Genomic DNA, 16,680 nt, shown 5'->3' with positions numbered 1-16,680 from the left:
GGGTGGAATGTCGTAACGCCACGAATGTTGCCGCGATGGTCTCCGCGAGTTCCGATGGCTGGAGGCAGAGTGCGGAAACACCGCAGATGGTTGGTCCGCATCAGCTGGTGGGGTGGCGCGGGACTGGGTGTGCTCAGCCTTGGCTGGTACCTCGCGGCCGACGGTCTCGAGATCGGTGACCAGCGCGCCAGCATTGCTGGTGCCCTGCTAGCCGCGGTCGCGCTCGTGCTGTCGTTCTTGTTGCGCCAAGGCGACGCGGACGAGAAGAGCAGGGTGTCTCGGCAGGAGCTATTCGCACGTCACCTGTGCACATTGCTGGACGAGCTGGCAAGCCAGGAGGACTGGCAGGACGAGAAGTACGCGGAGCTCGAGGCCGAGGTCGAACTCGAGGGCGGCCAGCGGCGCCGGTGGTTCTCCGGGCGCAGGACCGACTCGCTGCGCCGGGTCGGGTCATTGTCCAAGGCGTTGCGCACCAGCACCGAGCGGTTGATCCTGCTGGAGGGGCATCCGGGTTCCGGCAAGAGCATTGCGCTGCGGCACGTCGCGTGATCTTGGAGCCGAGTTTGAGTCCGTTGTCCGCGGCGGCCAGAGCGAGGGTGTCGCACTGCCAGTCCACAAGGGACTCCTACCCGCGGAAACCCCATTGCCCCAGCAGATAAAGAGCCGCAGACCGCCGTTCAGCGCCGTTGCAAGCCATTCGGCGACGTTCAGCTTCCTGCTGTGCCCCAGTTTCGCTCCACCCGTTCAGAGTGAGAGTCGCCCGATGCCCCGCCGGTGCCCCTCACCAACAGGTGCGCTGACGCGTCCAATCTTCGGAACCCTTGCGGCGACGGGAATCGCGCCACTGCGGTCAGAGCGAGAGCCAGGAAGGCGGCGGTGATCAGGTTTGCATGACGCCAGCGTTGTCCCGGCACCGCCTCCCATCCATGATCAGCCTGACAGCGCCCTGGTTGTGGCGTCAGAGTGCCCCTGACGGCCTGCGACCGGCTGTCAGGGCCTCGACCTGTTCGGCGGTGAACGGCGGTTCGAGCAGGTCGTCGCGCAGCGCGTGGCAGCGGAACATGTCCGCGATGTAATGCATCCGGTCGGGCAGATCGGCCCAGTCGCGCGCCGCGGTGCCGGCGGTGCTGTCCGGAGTCGGGTCCACGATCCTCAGCAGCGCGAGCAGTTCCGGGTCGGCGAGCTCCGCGAGCAGCGGCGGGAACGTCGCGGGCAGATCGTCGCTCAGGTCGAGCAGTTCACCGCCGGGCAGTGCCAGAGTCATCAGGTGCTTGGTGACCGCCCGTCGAACCAGTACTCGCACCTGGTCGGCCAATTGCTCGCCGGCGGCCCGGACAGCGGCCTTCCTGCCGAGCACGGTCAGCAGCGCCAGGCGCAGCCACTTCACCATCCGATTGCCCGGCAGCAGCACGTCAAAAAGACGGCGCTCGAGCTCGCGGGGGTCGACCACCGGTGCCTCCAGCGCGGCGGCGATCTCCGGTTGCAGCCGCGTCTGCTCGTGCAGGCCGACCTCGATGTTCGCCAGGAGCAGTAGTTCGGCACGCCGCTTGTGGTCCTGGGTGGACATCGCCCGGTGGTAGCGGGTGAAGGCCTGCTTGAGATAGCGCTGTCCCTCTGGCGGCTCCCCAGACCGCAGCGCCTCGCAGAACTCCCCGATCCGTGCGTCGTCATCGGTCGCTTCCGGGAACTCAGCGAGAAACCGGGCGAACTCGCGCGCGATCTCCTCGAAGACCTTGAGGTTCCCCCGTGCCGACGCGGCGCTGACGTCGCCCAGCCGCGCGGTCGTCACCACGACCTGGCGCACGGTCCGGTGAGCTCCCTCCAAAGCCTCCGCGGACACCGCCCGCCGCAGACTGCGCACGACCAGGTCGACCCCAGCGGCCACCTCAGGTGACGACTTCAGCAGGCGCTCGACCGTGCGTGCCAGGTCCTCCCGCCGGATGGTCTGCCCCACCTGCTTGGACGCCCACACCGCGAAGGTGCACCAGTTCGCGGCGCCGTCGGTGTGGGCAGCCAGCACCCGTGACAACCGGTGGTAGCAGTAGGTGATCTGGAGGTTGCGGACGACGGGATCGGCGTGCGCCGAGATCCGGTCGACCTCGCCGACCAACGGCGGGCTGTCGTTGCTGGGCTCGTGCACGTCCGCGCCGGTCCGACTCATGTCGCAGCTCTTCCTCTTCGGGGGCTACACCTCTTTGATCGTCCGGAGAAAGGCGAACGTAACGGTCCCGCACTCACACCAGGCCGTGCGACTGGGCGTAGAGGGCCACCTGGATGCGGTCGCGCAACCCGAGCCTGCCGAGAATGCTGAAGATGCGGTTCTTCACCGTGCCGTCCGACAGGTAGAGGCGTCCGGCGATCTCCGGTTGGTGGCACCAGCCGCGACCGGCCGCAGCACCGCCGCCAGCCGGGGCTGCGGCAGCCGGGTCGAAGTGGGCCACGCACGCGCGGCGAGTTCGACCTTCGCGGCCAGTTCCTGCGACGGCAGGTACTCGAGCAGGTAGCCGGACACACCCGCTTCACGGCTTCGTGCCCGTCAGCGGCGGTCGGCGGCTCCGAGAGGAGGTGGACCGGTACGCGAGTCAGCCCGCCTCGGAGCTGATCACTTTGCTGCCGCTCCTCCGGCGCCGACGTGCGAGCTCTGCTACCGGGACACTGCAGCGGGTGAACAGGGCGAACGACTCCTCCCGACAGCCAGGAGGGTGGTCGTAACATCCGCTCAGCGGCGAACAACCTTGGGGGTCCTTGAAAGAAGACTCAGATGCGCAAACTGATCATCGTCTTGGTAGCTGTCGTCACCGCACTGTTCATGGCGACTGCGCCCGCAGGGGCTGGCGCCCCGAAGTTCCACTCGGCCACCGGCAGCGTCACCAACTCCGGGGCACTGACCGTTTCGTTCGACGAGAGAGGTCTCGGCAACGAGAACATCGACTACACACTGACAGCCGACGCCTCGGCGGTGTACGCGTGCATCAACGGCGGCGGTAACCACCCGCAGGCAGCCAACAAGGAAACGATCAATTCCGAAGTGTCGGCCAACGGTTCGTTCGAAGCCAAGAACGGTCGCGTGCAGGCGAGCCTGACCACGGCAGCGCCGTCCGCCGGCGGCTTCAGTTGCCCGCGCGGTCAGCGGCTCGTCCTGGCCAGCGTGACCTACACGAACATCCTGCTCACCGACACGACCAACGGCGTGAGCACCTCCATCCCTGACACGTCCAAGACGTTCTTCGCCGTATGAGCGAAAACCGGACCGCCAGCACAAATTTTCGGCGTCCGGCAGCCGGAACCCCGGCGGGACAAGGAGCCCGCGCCCATCATGATCACGGTCCTGCTTGTCGACAGCGAGCCGCGCACCGCCCGCGCGCTGCAAAACAAGCTGAGCGCCAATGGCTATGAGGTGCTGATCGCACAGGGCAACCGGACCGCGGTAGACCTCGCGGCTGAACACGACCCCGAAGTCCTGTCCCTTGTGGACGGTGTCCCGGTTGCCCGACGAGAGTCAAGACCTCACCGCAATCAGAGCAGAGACCGGATCAGCGGTGTGATCGCCGACCTCCACCACGGCCATCGGCGCCGGGGTGGAGGTCGGGTCGCGTGACGGCGCCGGTCGGCCTCAAGGGGGTCCTGCACAACGACCACGTTCTGGGTCACTACCTCGACGAGCCGCGGTTCCGGCCGCTGTGGGCCGAACTTGAACGGCTCGGAGTGACTCTCTACCTCCATCCCGCGCTCTTCCCCGCCGATCGCTGGCGGGTGTTCGAGGGGCATCCCGTGGTGAGCGGGCCGTCCCGGGGATGGATCGCGCAGGTCGGCGCCCACGCACTCCGCCTGATCTACGGCGGAGTGTTCGACGAGTTCCCCAGGGCCTCGGTGACGCTGGGGCACATGGGAGAGCTGCTGCCCTTCCAGCTGGCACGGCTCGACAGCCGCTACCACCAGGCCGGCCGCGCGAGCAGGCCGCGACAACTGCCCTCCCACTACCTACGACACAACCTCTACGCGACCGCCGAGGCAGTCGAGTTCCTCCGCACAGCGCCGTTCCGCCGCGCCGATCTCGAACGCATCGCACACCTCAACGCCGCACACCTGCCGCATCTCTGATTGCTGACCAGCTCAGTCGGGTGCACGTGTCGGAGATCTTGTTGCTGGGCATCCATCTTCTGACCAGACGAGCGAGGAGGCCGTGATGCAGGGCGATGTCGAGACCTACCACGAGAACGGAACCTGGAAGAACAAGGTCGAAGGCAACTCGCAGGCGTCCAGCACGCATGACACCAAGGACGAGGCCGTCGCCAGGGGCCGCGAGATGGCGATCGAACGCGGGGTCGAGCACGTCATCCGCAACATGGACGGCACGATCAGCGAGAAGAACACCTATCCGCGCAGCAGCGATCCGCGCAACATCCCCGGCTGACACTGTCAGGCGGGACGGGCGTCAGCCGGTGGCCCCCAGAGCCAACCGGGTGGTGTCGCGGTGGTACGGGCTCAGGCGAGTGCGCTCAGTGGTCCGGTGGACGTCTTCGCGGGTCGGGCGAGGATGAGCAGGCCGACCATGGACAGCGCGACGCACGTGATCATCAGCAGGGCCATCGGCACTGCGGTGTGCTCGCCGCCGAGCCCGGCGATCGGGGCGATGACGCCGGCGGCGATCCACTGGACGAAGCCGAGCACCGCCGAGCCGGTGCCGGGGTGCTCGGGTACCTCCGCGGAGGCGAGGGCGCCGCCGTTGGAGCCGATGAGGCCCTGCGCGGTCATCAGCACGGCGAAGCAGACGATCGCGAGCAGCAGTGGGGTGTCCCACCACAACGCACCGGCGAGCATCGCCACGCCGGCGAGCAGGGCGGCGATCTGTCCGGCGGCGATGACCTTGCGGGTCGCGACGCGTCCGGCGAGCCGGGCGGCGATCAGCGCGGCGGCGGTCATGCCGGCGGCGTTGGCGGCGAAGTCGGCCGAGTACGCGACCGGAGACGTTCCGTTCATCGATTGCAGCACGAACGCCGACGTCGCCACGTAGGCGAACACAGCACCCATCGATGACCCGCTGACCAGCACGTAACCGAGGTAGCGGCGCTGCCGCAGCACCTGCCGTCCGCTGGTCACGAACGCCCGCAGGCCGCCGCCGTGCCGCCGTTCGACAGGCAGCGTCTCCGGTACGGCCGCCTGCACCGCCAGGATCATCGCGCCACCCATGGCCGCGACAACCCAGAACGACACTCGCCAATCCGACAGCTGCAGGATGACCGCGCCGAGCAACGGCCCGACGATCGGCGCGATGCCGCCGACCGCCGCGATGACGTTCAAGATGCGGACCAGCCGGGCGCCACGAGCAAGATCGACGATGACCGCCCTGCCGATCACCATGGCCCAGCCGCCGGCGAAGCCCTGCACGAAGCGTCCCGCCATCATGACCGCGATGGAGGGAGTGAGAGCGCACACGACCGAGGCGACCGTCATGACCACGATCGAGGCGATCAGCAGCCGCCGCCGACCGTGCTGGTCGGACACCGGGCCGCCGATGAGCTGTCCGAGGGCCATGCCGACGAAGAAGGTGGTCAGAGTCAGCTGCACCTGCGTCGCCGTCGCCGTCAGGTCACCCGCGACGCGAGGGAACGCCGGCACATACATGTCGGTGGCCAGCGGCGCGATCGCGGTCAGGAAGATCACGGTGGCGACCAGGCCGACGGTCACCCGCGCCTGGCGACGCACCAGCCCGGACACGCCCCTGTCGGCCGGCGGCACTGGCGCGGAAATCAGTGAGGGCATGTGTTCGAGAAAACTGGCTCCGGGTGGCACCAAGAAGACACCAGCCATAGGTGTACCAGCAGTACATCCCTGTTCAGCGCGACGCACCGTACCGTCGAGGCGGTGAACAACCGAGCCGAGGTGCACGACTTCCTCACTTCGCGGCGTGCCAAGGTGACGCCCGAGCAGGCCGGCCTGCCGACGGCGGGGCAACGCCGCGTCCCCGGGTTGCGCCGCACCGAGGTGGCCGCACTGGCCGGGATGAGCGTGGAGTACTACGCCAAACTCGAACGCGGCCAACTCGCCGGGGTCTCCCCCGGTGTGCTGGAGGCAGTCGCCCGCGCCTTGCAACTGGACGACGCCGAGCGCGCACACCTGCTGCGCCTGGCACAGGAGGCGAACGGCAGCGGCGCGCTGTTGCGTCCCACCAACAAGCCGAAACAGCGCACGGTCCGGCCCAGCCTGCAATGGTCGCTCGACAGCGTCACCGCCCCGGCGATCGTCGTGAACCTGCGCCAGGACCTGCTCGCCGCGAACCTGCTCGGCCGCGCCATGTACAGCGACGTCTACACCGACTCGGCCGGTGTGCCGAACTTCGGCCGGTTCACCTTCCTCGACCCTGTCGCGCGCCGGTTCTACCCGAACTGGAACGTCGCCGCCGACATGCTCGTGGCAAATCTGCGCACCGCCGCGGGCGTCGATCCGCACGACAAAGACCTGCACGACCTCGTGGGCGAGCTGTCCACCCGCAGCGACGAGTTCCGCCGACGCTGGGGCGCGCACAACGTCCGCATCCACGGCACCGGCAGGAAAACCTTCCACCACCACGTCGTCGGCGATCTCGACCTGGCGTACGAGAGCATGGAACTGCGGGCCGAGCCGGATCTCATCATGACGATCTACGCCGCCGAACCCGACTCGCCGACCGCCGAGGCACTGTCGCTGCTCGCCTCCTGGGCAGCCTCCGAGAGCCGCGTCTCGTCAGCGCCCGAACGCTAGCTTTCTCCCAACCGTCTCAAGTGGACGGCACCTGTGCTCAGGTAAGGCCCGGTGGTGCACGGCGGTCCCGAACAACCGTCCTTTTGAGACACAGTCCACTTCATCATCGAAAGGACCCTCATGCGCGGAGCAGTGATCCACGCCCCCGGCGATGTCCGCTTCGAAACCCTGGACGACCCGAAGATTCTCCATCCGACCGACGCGGTCATCCGCACGGCGGTCACCTGCGTGTGCGGTTCGGACCTGTGGCCCTGGCGCGGCCTGGAACCGATCGGCGAGGCACACCCGATGGGACACGAGTACGTCGGCTTCGTCGAGGAAGTCGGCACCGAGGTCACCTCGGTCAAACCCGGCCAGTTCGTCGTCGGTTCCTTCGCCACCTCCGACAACACCTGTGCGAACTGCCGCAACGGCTTCCAGTCGAACTGCCTGCACCGCGAGTTCATGAGCACCTGCCAAGCCGAATACGTGCGCATCCCCAACGCCCAGGGAACCCTCGTCGCTGCCGGCGAGGTGCCCGGCGAACAGCTCTGGCCCGGTCTTCTGGCCGTGTCCGACGTAATGGGCACCGGGTGGTGGGCAGCCGACGCCGCCGAGGTCAAGCCCGGCTCGACCGCCGTGGTCGTCGGCGACGGCGCGGTGGGCCTGTGCGGGGTGATCGCGGCCAAGGAGATGGGCGCGGAGCGGATCATCGCCATGTCGCGGCACGCCGCCCGGCAGGACCTCGCCCGGGAGTTCGGCGCCACCGACATCGTCACCGAACGCGGCGAGGACGGCATCGCCCGGATCAAGGACCTCACCGGCGGCATCGGCGCCGACTCCGTCCTGGAGTGCGTCGGCACCGCACAGGCCATGCAGCAAGCCCTGCACTCGGCACGGCCCGGCGGAAACGTCGGCTTCGTCGGCGTCCCCCACGAGGTCGCCGTCGACGGCCAAGAGCTGTTCTTCTCCCACGTCGGACTGCGCGGCGGGCCCGCCCCGGTACGCCGCTACCTGCCCGATCTCATCGACCGGGTCCTGTCGGGCCGGATCAACCCCGGCAAGGTCTTCGACCTCACCCTGCCCCTGGAGCAGGTCGCCGACGGCTACCGGGCGATGGACGAACGCCGAGCCATCAAGGCCCTCCTCACACCCTGATCTCCCGATCGCGGGTTCGAGCCCGACGAAGAGCACTGGCACGGCGCGGCACGCAACCGGCTGATGGTCCACCTGGCCATCAACGAAGGCGACGCCGACCACGACGTCGTGCACTGGCTGACCCCCGTCACCGACGAGGAGTACGCCGCGGCTCCCTCCACCACCTGAAGTCCGACGTCAAAGGCACACCGATGAGAAGCAGACTGCTCCCGGCCGTAGCGGCCTTCGCCGTGGCGGGCTGTTCGGCGCCCTCCCCTGATCCAGGTGCCTCGACAAGTCGCGCGCCCCAGCCGGCCACGACCGCCACGGCACCCGTGAGCGTCCCGACGACAGGAGACCCAGCCGTGACCGCCGCACGGATCAGCTTCACTGCGGGCGACGCCCAGGTCGTCGTCCGCGTCGCGGACAACCCGACGAGCCGCGACCTGCTGGCCAGGCTCCCCCTGACGTTGGAGTTCGAGGAGTTCTCCGGCCGGGAGAAGATCAGCTATCTGACCGAGCCCTTGACCACCGACGGATCGTCGGGCAGCACGCCCCGCGACGGCACTCTCATCTACTACAAGCCGTGGGACAACCTCGGCTTCTACTACAACGCCACCGGCGGCCACGACGACAACCTCATCACCCTGGGCACTGTCGAATCCGGCATGGACCGCCTCGATCGCCTCGAACAGGGCCCGGTCACCGTCACCCCACTGCCCTGAGCAACGCCGAACAAGTTCGAACAAACTATTGCAGAGAACAACATTCGATGCGAATGTCACCGCGCCAAGGCCAACGACAAGGCGCGGTACGTGCGGGTGACGGTCACCGGGCCGCCGTCCGGTGTCTGGGCCTCCGTCCGGGCCTTCGAGGTCGACGACCGGCCGATCGTCGATCTGCAGCCCGAGTCACCACGCACAACATCCGGAGGGACCAATGATGTTCCGCAGATTCGCCGTGGCCGCCGCCATGATCCTCCTCTCCCCGCTGGCGATCACCACGCCGGCCTCCGCCGCACCGGTCGTCATCACCAACGCCACGCAGTTCACCGACACGACCGGAGCCGTGGTGCACGCCCACGGCGGAGGTGTGCTCAAGGTCGGTGCCTATTACTACTGGCTCGGCGAGAACCGCAATCCCGACAACACTTTCAAGGCCGTCTCCGTCTACCGCTCTGCCGACCTGAAGAGGTGGGAGTTCCGCACCAACGCGCTGACCCAGTCGAGCGCCGCGGAACTGCAGGTGGCCAACATCGAACGCCCCAAGGTCATCTACAACAGCACGACCCGCAAGTTCGTCATGTGGATGCACAAGGAGAACGGCAAGGACTACAACGAGGCCCGCGCCGCGGTCGCCGTCTCCGACACGATCGACGGCAACTACACGTGGCAGGGCAGCTTCCGGCCGCCGAGCGGCACGACGTCGCGTGACCAGACGCTGTTCACCGACGACGACGGCACCGCGTACCAGATCACCGCGACCGCCAACAACGCCGACCTGAGCATCTTCCGGCTCACCGCCGACTACACCGGCTACGACACCCTCGTCGCGAACCCGTGGCCCGGCAGCTTCCGCGAGGCACCGGCGTTGTTCAAGCGCAACGGCGTCTACTTCATGCTCACCTCGGGGACCAGCGGCTGGAACCCGAACCAGCAGCGCTATGCCACCGCCACCAGCCTCACCGGTCCGTGGACGGCGATGGCGGACGCCGGCAACGACACCACCTACGGCTCGCAGACCGCGTTCGTCCTCCCGGTCCAGGGCACGTCGGGCACCTCGTACCTGTACCTGGGCGACCGATGGGGCAACTCCATCGGCGGCACCGTCAACGACTCGAAGTACGTCTGGGCGCCGATCACCTTCCCCACCAACACCACCATCGCCCTGCCCTGGTACCCGCAACTCTCCATCGACACCACCGCGGGCACGATCACCGGCGTCGGCGGAGGCCCCTACTACAACCTGGCGGCCCGGCACAGCGGCAAGTGCGTCGACGTCACGAGCAACTCGGCCGCGGACGGCGCGACCGTCCTGCAGTACACCTGCGGCAGCGGGCTCAACCAGCAGTGGCGCCTGACCGACGCGGGCGGCGGCTACGTCAAGGTCATCGCCCAGCACAGCGGCAAGTGCCTCGACGTGTCCGGAGCCTCCACCGCCGACAACGCCACCGTCCTGCAGTACAAGTGCGGTAGCGGCACCAACCAGCAGTGGACGTTCCAGGACCAGGGCAACGGTTATTACCGCCTGGTCGCCCGGCACAGCGGCAAATGCCTTGACGTGGCAGACAGTTCCACCGCCAACGGCGCGAAACTCATCCAGTGGTCCTGTGGCAGCGGCACCAACCAGCAGTTCACCCGCCGCACGGTCTGAGCGTCCGGAAAGGGGTGTGACCGCCACACCGGCGGTCACACCGTCCGTCCGAAGGCTGAACCGCCCGTTCGGCCGACTGGAGATCAGTACATCGTGACCTTGGCCGTCGGGGTCCAGTCCCCGACAGCTCCCCACGCTGTCGACGCTCTGGGACAACGGCCTCACTGTGCCGAGGGCGGATCGTCAGACATTCGCAAGGTGACACGGCACGTTCGCGGCCCCCGCATCGGGTTGGGTAAAGGCAGCGCACGAGCCGGAAGGTGGGTCCGATGATCAACGCCGTTGCCGCCGCCGCCTTGGCGATGTCCACCGTCGTTGTCCCTCAGGCCGACGTCCCTCAGGCCGACGTCCCACCGCCGGGTGCGGTCACCATCGATCTGGTCACCGTCAACGGATCCGGCTGCCCTCCCGGCACGGCCTCGGTGGCGCCGACACCGGACAACACCGCGTTCCACGCGCTCTACAGCGACTACATCGCCCTGGTCGGTGTCGGTGCCAGGCCGACGGACTTCCGGAAGAACTGCCAGCTCACCCTCCGGGTGAACGCGCCGCAGGGCTACACCTACGGCATCTCCCAGGTCGACTACCGCGGGTACATCCAGCTCGCAGGTGGTGCTACGGGCACGCAGAAAGCCAACTACTACTTCCAGGGCACGGTGCCGACGGAGTACCGGAGTCACACCTGGCGCGGGCCGGTTAGCGACAACTGGCAGTCCTCGGACGAGGGCTTGGCGGTCGTCTACCGGCCGTGCGGCGAGCCCAGGAACCTCAACATCAACACCGAGCTGCGGGTCAGCGCGGGCACGTCGGACCCGAAGACGACCACGAGCTTCATGGCGATGGACTCGACCGACGCCTACGTCGCCACGGTCTACCAGTTCGCGTGGAAGCGTTGCGAGTGAAGGAGAACATCGTCAGGTGACGGTGACGCCCGCCTGGGTCATCGCCAGCGCGACCTGACGGCCCGGCGTCGGGCACGTCGTGGAGGACGAACCCTTGGCGGTCGCCTCCACGGAACCCTCCGCGACGGGTTTGTCCGCCGCGTCGAAGAGTTTCACCGTCACCCGCACCGCCGCGACCGGCATGTCCAGCGTGGCGAAGCCGTTCTTGGCACCGGTCGGCACCAGCGTGGCCCCGCAGTTGTCCCCGGCGCAGGTGGTGGTGGCCGGCGCCGTCGACGGCGTCAGCGGTACTCGCCGCGTCTGGCAGGCCTCGCCCTCGCAGACGGTGATCTCGGCCTCGGTCGCCGCCGCGAGTTCTTCGGCCACCCGCACGGAAACCCCGCTGGGCAGCCCGATCGCCGGGCATTCGTCGCCCTGAGACGTGGCCACGCACCCACCTCCTACAGCGCACTCGCCGGAACCGCACGCGAACAGCGCGATGAGGCAGGCCGCCAGCACGGCGGCCTGCCTCATCCCGAAAACAGGGCGACTGTCAGGCATGCGACTCGGCGAAATCGTACAAGGATTTGAAGTTGTCGTCGAAGTACGGGCTGCGGTTCCAGTTGTCGGAATTGATGGTGCTGGTCACGCCGTTGGCGTAACCGACACCCCAGCCGTCCGCGCGGTCGTTGTAATCCTGCAACCACGGGCCGCCGCTCGCGCCGCCCTGGAAACCGCATTTGATCTGGATGCGGCCGTCGAAGATGCCGACCCGCTCGGTTTTGCCCCAGCACAGCCAGGGCACTTCCCCGTTGTTGCGGTCCAACGGGTAACCCATCATCGTGATGTTCACGTCGCGCGGGTAGTTCCAGCGCGTGCCGTTGCCACCGACTTCGTCGTTCACGTTGCGGCCGGCCGCGTTGTTGCCGGTGACCGCGATACCCATGTCGTAGCCGAAGTCGCTGTCGTTGATCCAGCCGTTCTTGGAACTGAGATACGTCGCGGCGAAGCTGCCGTGCGGCCGGCTGCCGTTGAAGTAGTACGGCACGAAGACGAAGTCGGTCGCCCAACCGCCGCCTTTACCGCCGTGCACGCAGTGTCCGGCGGTGAGCACGAGCCGGCGCTTCGGGCTGCCGATCGAGGCGCCGGAGCAGTGCCACAACCGGGTGTCGTTGGGCTTGTGGAAGAACACCTTGCCCATGGCTCGCGACGCGTTCGTGGCCTGGATGCCGATGTCCTGGATGCCGACGTCCTGCGGCTGCACCGTCGGCGCGACGGGCTTGATCTCACCCGCGGGCCCGGTCGGCACGGCTTTGCGCGTCGACGTGACCGTGTCGGCGGGTAAATCTGCCGGAATGGATGCTTTCATTCTTTCCGGCGTCCAGTAATCCAGAACTGCTCTTTCCGCAGCGGCCGAGTTCACGGTGCGCCCGTCCGCCGAACGGGCTACCGAAACCGCGTTTCCGTCGGCGTTGCTTTCGGCCGTGGCGACACCACTGGCCAGTGCGGTAGCGGTGATTGCCGCCGCGAACAACACCGTCAATCGTTTGCCTACCACAATTATCCCCCTCCAGGACGATCTTGTGGTGCGATCGGTGAATTCAGGGGTCGGCAAACGGAGTCCCACGCAAGTCAGCTCCCCGCCCCCCGAAAAATCTGACGACTGAAGACTAGGGGCGCACCGAAGTCGGGGCAATCGACCAATGGGACGGCCCCTCCGGACGCAGCACAATGACCAAATGGTCCATTCTTCTTGCTGCCCACAACTTCACTCGCGAATCGCGAACCGACGAAATACCGTTAGCCGCCGGCCCGCTGACGCCGCACGGCGACGATCACCGACGACACCGCGATCACCAGACACAGCCAGGCGAACCAGTCGCCCAGCCGCGTGTACGGCGTGGCTCCAGGACCCGCGGGCAGGCCGGCGACCACCGTCGTGAAGGTGTCCGCTCCGCCGGTGCGGGCCTCGGCCACGATCCGGCCCATCCCGTCGGACACCATCAGCACGCCCGTCCGGCCGGACCAGGCCACGCCAAAACCGTTCTCCACTCCACGCAGCGACGCGACCCGAGCGTGCTGCCAGCCGTTCGCCTTCTCGTCCGCGGCCGGGATCGCCATGGTGCGCGCACCGGCGGCCGCGTAGTCGCGACTCGGGTGGGCGAGGTTGACCTCCCCGCAGATCTGCACCCCCGCACCCGCCGCGTAGACCAGTTCGCGCGCCTGGCCCCGGACGTACGCGGCCGGCGCAGCGCCGTCCGCCGGGATGGCGAGCGCGGTGTTGAGCTTCGCGTCCCCTGACCGCCGCACGTAACCGACCACGACATCGGCGCCGCGGTCGCGCGCGGCGTTGGTGAGCGGCGTGACCAACGACGGCAGGCTCGCGTCGTCGACCCCGAACTCGCCCTCGGGCAGCACGACCAGCCGGACCCCCTCCGGCAACGCCGCGATCCGGTCCGCGTAAGCCCTGACCAGTCGCTCGCCGTCCGCCGTCGCGACGTCCACCGCCCAATGCCCCTGGTTGGGCGCGATGAGCGCGACCTGGTGCGACGGCCCGGGCTCCCCCGCCAGCCGGATGATCCCGAAGCCCAGCACGCCGACGAGCACGACGGCCAGCGCCGCGCCGATCCGCCACCGCGGCACCGTGGAGCCGACCATCGCCGCGATGCCCGCGGGCACCAGCAGCAGCACGAACTCGATGCCCCAGAACCCGGTGACCGACGCGATCTGCAGCACCACCGGCACATCGCCCATGCTGTTGGCCGGCGTGCCCATCACCCCGGTCGGGTTCGCCACCGACGCCAGGTACAACGCACCGGTCCACACGGCGGGCGCGGCCACTGTGGCGAGCAACGGCAGACCGCGCAGGACCAGGGCGCGGAACAACAGCACCACGGCTGTCAGCGTCACCGCCATGCCCGCGCTGATCCCCAGCGCCATCGGCAGCGGAACATCGTTGGAGTGCAAGGAATGCGCCCAGTTGTTCGCGGACCCCAGCACACCGGCGAGGAACGCCGCGGCGGCCGCCCACCGGGCCGGCACCCGAGGCGCCAGCAGCAGCACCGGCAAGGGAGCGAGCCAGGTCAGCGCGGGCACCGGAGTGAACCCGGTGCCGAAGAAGGACAACAACCCCGAGCACAACGCGGCCCCCAGGCCGGCTAACAGGCGATCACGTTTCGAGTCCATCGAGAATCCTCCCTGTCGTCCGCGCGCACAGCGCACGAAAGTCCTTTTCGGACAGACCGATGCGGCCGCCGAGGTAGAGCTGGATGAGCCCCTGCGCGGACGAGGTGAAGATCAGCGCGACCTCCAGCGGGTCGTCCTCGCGCAGCAGCCCCTCCCGCATGCCGAGTTCGACGAGATCGAGGATCGGGGTGAACGTGGGCGAGCCGCCGTTGCGGAAGTCCTCCGGGAAACGCCGCGCGGACTCGCGCCGGTCGGCGAGCAGGAAGTGGTAGAGGTGCGGCTGACCCAGCGCGAAGTCGAGCAGGTCCTCCAGCAGCCCGAACGTCCGCGCGCGCAGGTCGCCTTCTTTCGCGCGCTGCCCCCAGCTCCCGGCCACCTCCAGGAAACACGCGTCCGCGACGGCGCGCAGCAGCGCGTCCCGGTTCGGGTAGTGCGAGTAGATCGCCATCGCCGTGATGCCCGCGGCCTCGGCGACCCGTCGCATGCTGACCGCCGCGGCGCCCTCGGCCAGCAGGATCGACCGCGCCGCCGACGCGATCCGCTCGGAGGTCCCTCCAGTGCTCATGCTATACAGCGTATAGGTCGAACTATACGCCGTATAGCCGGAATCAGATCCAGCCGTGGTCGCGGGCGATCCGGGCGGCCTGACCACGGCTGCGGGCGCCGAGCTTGGCCATCGCGGACGACGCGTAGTTCCGCACGGTGCCCGCGGACACGTGCATCGCCCGCGCGATCTCGCTGGCCGTGACGGTGTCGTCGACGAGCCGCAGCACGTCGAGCTCGCGTTCGGTCAGCGGGCAGCGGACCTCGGCGATGGCGTCCGCGGCGAAGTCCGGATCGACGTACCGCAGTCCGGAATGGACTCGCCGGATCACCTCGGCCAGCAGGGACGCCGGCGCCGTCTTCGCCAGAAAACCCTTGGCACCGGACGACAGCGCCTGCCGCAGCACTCCGGGGCGGGCGTGCCGGGTCAGCATCACCGACCTGACGTCCGGGTAGGCGACAGAAAGCCGTTCGAGCACGGCGAGACCGTCGAGCACCGGCATCTCGTGATCGACGACCAGCACGTCGGGGCGGTGCTCGGCGACCGCGGCCAGCGCGGCGGCTCCGTCCGAGACCCCGGCCACCACCTCCAGGTCCTGCTCCAGGTTGAGCAACGACTCGACGGCCTGACGGGTCAGCTGCTCGTCGTCGGCCAGCACCACCCGGATCATCGCGGTACCTCCGCCCGCACCTCGAAGACGCCGTCCCGCACGCCGGCGCTGAACATTCCCCCGACCTCGGTGATCCGGCGGGCCAGCCCGCGCAGTCCGGAACCCTCACGATCATCGCCGCGCATCGGAGCCACTCCGTCGTTGCCGACCATCAGAACCGCCTTGCCGTCATCGGTTTCCAGCCGCACGGTGCAGCGGCTCGCTGCCGCGTGCCGCAACAGGTTGGTCACCGCCTCACGGAGCACTCGGCCGAGCAGTTCGCTCGTCGCGCCGTCGAGTCCCGCCGGATCACCGGTGAACTCCCAGCCGATGCCGGCCGATTCGAGCAACGCGCGGACACCGGGCAGTTCGGCGGCGAACTCGGTGGACCGCCGACCCTGCACCAGTGCGCGCACGTCGTGGATCGCGCCCCTGGCCAGCCTTTGGATCTCGTCGAGCTCGGCACGGGACCGAACCGGATCGACCTCGCTCAGCCTGCTCGCCAGCTCGCTCTTGAACGACACGACTTCGAGCGCGTGCCCGAGGATGTCGTGCAGGTCCTCCGCGAACCGCAGCCTTTCCCTGGTGGTGGCCAGCTCCGCGGCATCACGCCGCGCCTTCTCCAGCTCCAGCGTGAGATGCCACTGGCCGAGCAGGGTCACCTCGGCGTAGGTCGTCGCCAGCACCAGGCACAACGCGAAACCGCCCTGCCGGAGCACATCTCCGACGCCCCCGTTACCGGTGACCGCCATGGTGATGCTCGCGGCCAGCGCGACCAGCAGCGCGAACGGCACGCTGAATCGCCAGCCGGCCTGGGGAAAGCGGGCGATGCGCAGATCGTGCGCGAGCAGACCCGCCGCCAGGGACCACACCACGGTACGACCGGTGCCGGTGGAGGCCACCACCATCCCGACCCCGACCAGGGCGATCGCCCCGGCCTGCCACCACGGCATCAGGCCGACCGGGCCGGTGATCGAGCGGAGTGTCCAGCGCCGGTGGGACAGCACGAGCACGGCCAGTCCGGCGGCCACCACCGCCGCGCGCTCGATCGTCGGCGACGCACCGGACTCGACGAGCACGAGCACGGCCGCGATCACGCTCACCGCGACGATCACGTTGTACCGGCTGTAGCGGCGGAGGGACTCGAGAGCACCTCGATCCCCTGCCCGTCTGGCTCCCCGCATCCGCCC

19 protein-coding genes are annotated in these 16,680 nt (G+C 68.4%); 10 read left to right on the top strand and 9 right to left on the bottom strand.

Annotated features, from left to right (window positions below):
* Positions 1-69: 69 nt before the first annotated feature.
* Positions 70-549, top strand: a complete 480-nt coding sequence (locus B0F77_RS46990) for a hypothetical protein (RefSeq protein WP_143466644.1) — start codon at positions 70-72, stop codon at positions 547-549.
* 409 nt (positions 550-958) lie between these two features.
* On the opposite strand, the gene B0F77_RS09120 is transcribed toward B0F77_RS46990, so the two are convergent.
* Both B0F77_RS09120 and B0F77_RS09115 read right to left on the bottom strand, forming a co-directional pair.
* Positions 959-2,161 (bottom strand): hypothetical protein, encoded by a 1,203-nt coding sequence (locus B0F77_RS09120; protein ID WP_086662358.1) that lies wholly within the window; start codon positions 2,159-2,161, stop codon positions 959-961.
* A 162-nt stretch (positions 2,162-2,323) separates the two neighbouring features.
* Positions 2,324-2,512 (bottom strand): hypothetical protein, encoded by a 189-nt coding sequence (locus tag B0F77_RS09115; RefSeq protein WP_086662357.1) that lies wholly within the window; start codon positions 2,510-2,512, stop codon positions 2,324-2,326.
* 249 nt (positions 2,513-2,761) lie between these two features.
* On the opposite strand from B0F77_RS09115, the gene B0F77_RS09110 reads away from it, so the two are divergent.
* The 4 genes from B0F77_RS09110 (at position 2,762) to B0F77_RS09095 (ending at position 4,414) form a co-directional block, all read left to right on the top strand.
* Complete coding sequence (locus B0F77_RS09110) at positions 2,762-3,238, top strand: hypothetical protein (protein ID WP_211293727.1); 477 nt, start codon at positions 2,762-2,764, stop codon at positions 3,236-3,238.
* A gap of 78 nt (positions 3,239-3,316) precedes the next feature.
* On the top strand, positions 3,317-3,598 hold the full coding sequence (locus tag B0F77_RS09105; RefSeq protein ID WP_086662356.1) for a response regulator: 282 nt from the start codon (positions 3,317-3,319) through the stop codon (positions 3,596-3,598).
* A complete protein-coding gene (locus tag B0F77_RS09100) occupies positions 3,595-4,101 on the top strand; it encodes an amidohydrolase family protein (RefSeq protein WP_086662355.1) in 507 nt (168 codons plus the stop codon). Before B0F77_RS09105 ends, B0F77_RS09100 begins: the two co-directional genes overlap by 4 nt.
* An 85-nt stretch (positions 4,102-4,186) precedes the next feature.
* Positions 4,187-4,414: a DUF2188 domain-containing protein gene (locus B0F77_RS09095; RefSeq protein WP_211293726.1), complete on the top strand. Its 228-nt coding sequence runs from the start codon at positions 4,187-4,189 to the stop codon at positions 4,412-4,414.
* 71 nt (positions 4,415-4,485) lie between these two features.
* Here the strand turns inward: B0F77_RS09095 and B0F77_RS09090 are convergent, their stop codons facing one another.
* Entirely contained in the window at positions 4,486-5,763 is a 1,278-nt protein-coding gene (locus tag B0F77_RS09090) for a multidrug effflux MFS transporter (protein ID WP_086662353.1), read from the bottom strand.
* 102 nt (positions 5,764-5,865) lie between these two features.
* Between B0F77_RS09090 and B0F77_RS09085 the strand changes: the two genes are divergently transcribed.
* The 5 genes from B0F77_RS09085 (at position 5,866) to B0F77_RS09060 (ending at position 11,132) form a co-directional block, all read left to right on the top strand.
* On the top strand, positions 5,866-6,741 hold the full coding sequence (locus B0F77_RS09085; protein WP_086662352.1) for a helix-turn-helix transcriptional regulator: 876 nt from the start codon (positions 5,866-5,868) through the stop codon (positions 6,739-6,741).
* A 120-nt stretch (positions 6,742-6,861) separates the two neighbouring features.
* Positions 6,862-7,878, top strand: a complete 1,017-nt coding sequence (locus B0F77_RS09080; protein WP_086662351.1) for a zinc-dependent alcohol dehydrogenase family protein — start codon at positions 6,862-6,864, stop codon at positions 7,876-7,878.
* 344 nt (positions 7,879-8,222) lie between these two features.
* Positions 8,223-8,582 carry a cyclophilin-like fold protein gene (locus B0F77_RS09070; protein WP_211293725.1) on the top strand — a complete coding sequence of 120 codons (360 nt, stop codon included), beginning with the start codon at positions 8,223-8,225 and terminating at the stop codon, positions 8,580-8,582.
* 217 nt (positions 8,583-8,799) lie between these two features.
* Positions 8,800-10,230 carry an RICIN domain-containing protein gene (locus B0F77_RS09065; RefSeq protein ID WP_086662474.1) on the top strand — a complete coding sequence of 477 codons (1,431 nt, stop codon included), beginning with the start codon at positions 8,800-8,802 and terminating at the stop codon, positions 10,228-10,230.
* 269 nt (positions 10,231-10,499) lie between these two features.
* Positions 10,500-11,132 (top strand): DUF4360 domain-containing protein, encoded by a 633-nt coding sequence (locus B0F77_RS09060; protein ID WP_086662473.1) that lies wholly within the window; start codon positions 10,500-10,502, stop codon positions 11,130-11,132.
* A 12-nt stretch (positions 11,133-11,144) separates the two neighbouring features.
* Here the strand turns inward: B0F77_RS09060 and B0F77_RS09055 are convergent, their stop codons facing one another.
* From B0F77_RS09055 to B0F77_RS09030, 6 genes are all read right to left on the bottom strand, one after another.
* Positions 11,145-11,561 carry a hypothetical protein gene (locus B0F77_RS09055; RefSeq protein WP_211293724.1) on the bottom strand — a complete coding sequence of 139 codons (417 nt, stop codon included), beginning with the start codon at positions 11,559-11,561 and terminating at the stop codon, positions 11,145-11,147.
* A gap of 103 nt (positions 11,562-11,664) precedes the next feature.
* Positions 11,665-12,648, bottom strand: a complete 984-nt coding sequence (locus tag B0F77_RS09050) for a trypsin-like serine peptidase (protein WP_143466642.1) — start codon at positions 12,646-12,648, stop codon at positions 11,665-11,667.
* Between the two features lie 263 nt (positions 12,649-12,911).
* A complete protein-coding gene (locus tag B0F77_RS09045) occupies positions 12,912-14,297 on the bottom strand; it encodes a nitrilase-related carbon-nitrogen hydrolase (RefSeq protein ID WP_086662347.1) in 1,386 nt (461 codons plus the stop codon).
* A complete protein-coding gene (locus tag B0F77_RS09040) occupies positions 14,281-14,862 on the bottom strand; it encodes a TetR/AcrR family transcriptional regulator (protein ID WP_086662346.1) in 582 nt (193 codons plus the stop codon). The genes B0F77_RS09045 and B0F77_RS09040 overlap by 17 nt, the downstream gene beginning before the upstream one ends.
* Positions 14,863-14,905: 43 nt before the next feature.
* Positions 14,906-15,511 (bottom strand): response regulator transcription factor, encoded by a 606-nt coding sequence (locus B0F77_RS09035; protein ID WP_086662345.1) that lies wholly within the window; start codon positions 15,509-15,511, stop codon positions 14,906-14,908.
* A complete protein-coding gene (locus B0F77_RS09030) occupies positions 15,508-16,674 on the bottom strand; it encodes a sensor histidine kinase (RefSeq protein ID WP_086662344.1) in 1,167 nt (388 codons plus the stop codon). The genes B0F77_RS09035 and B0F77_RS09030 overlap by 4 nt, the downstream gene beginning before the upstream one ends.
* Positions 16,675-16,680 lie beyond the last annotated feature (6 nt).

Source organism: Lentzea kentuckyensis, from assembly GCF_002150765.1.
Lineage (GTDB): Bacteria > Actinomycetota > Actinomycetes > Mycobacteriales > Pseudonocardiaceae > Lentzea > Lentzea kentuckyensis.
The sequence above is the reverse complement of the archived record's forward strand: the minus strand, read 5'-3'. Positions and strand labels throughout refer to the sequence as shown.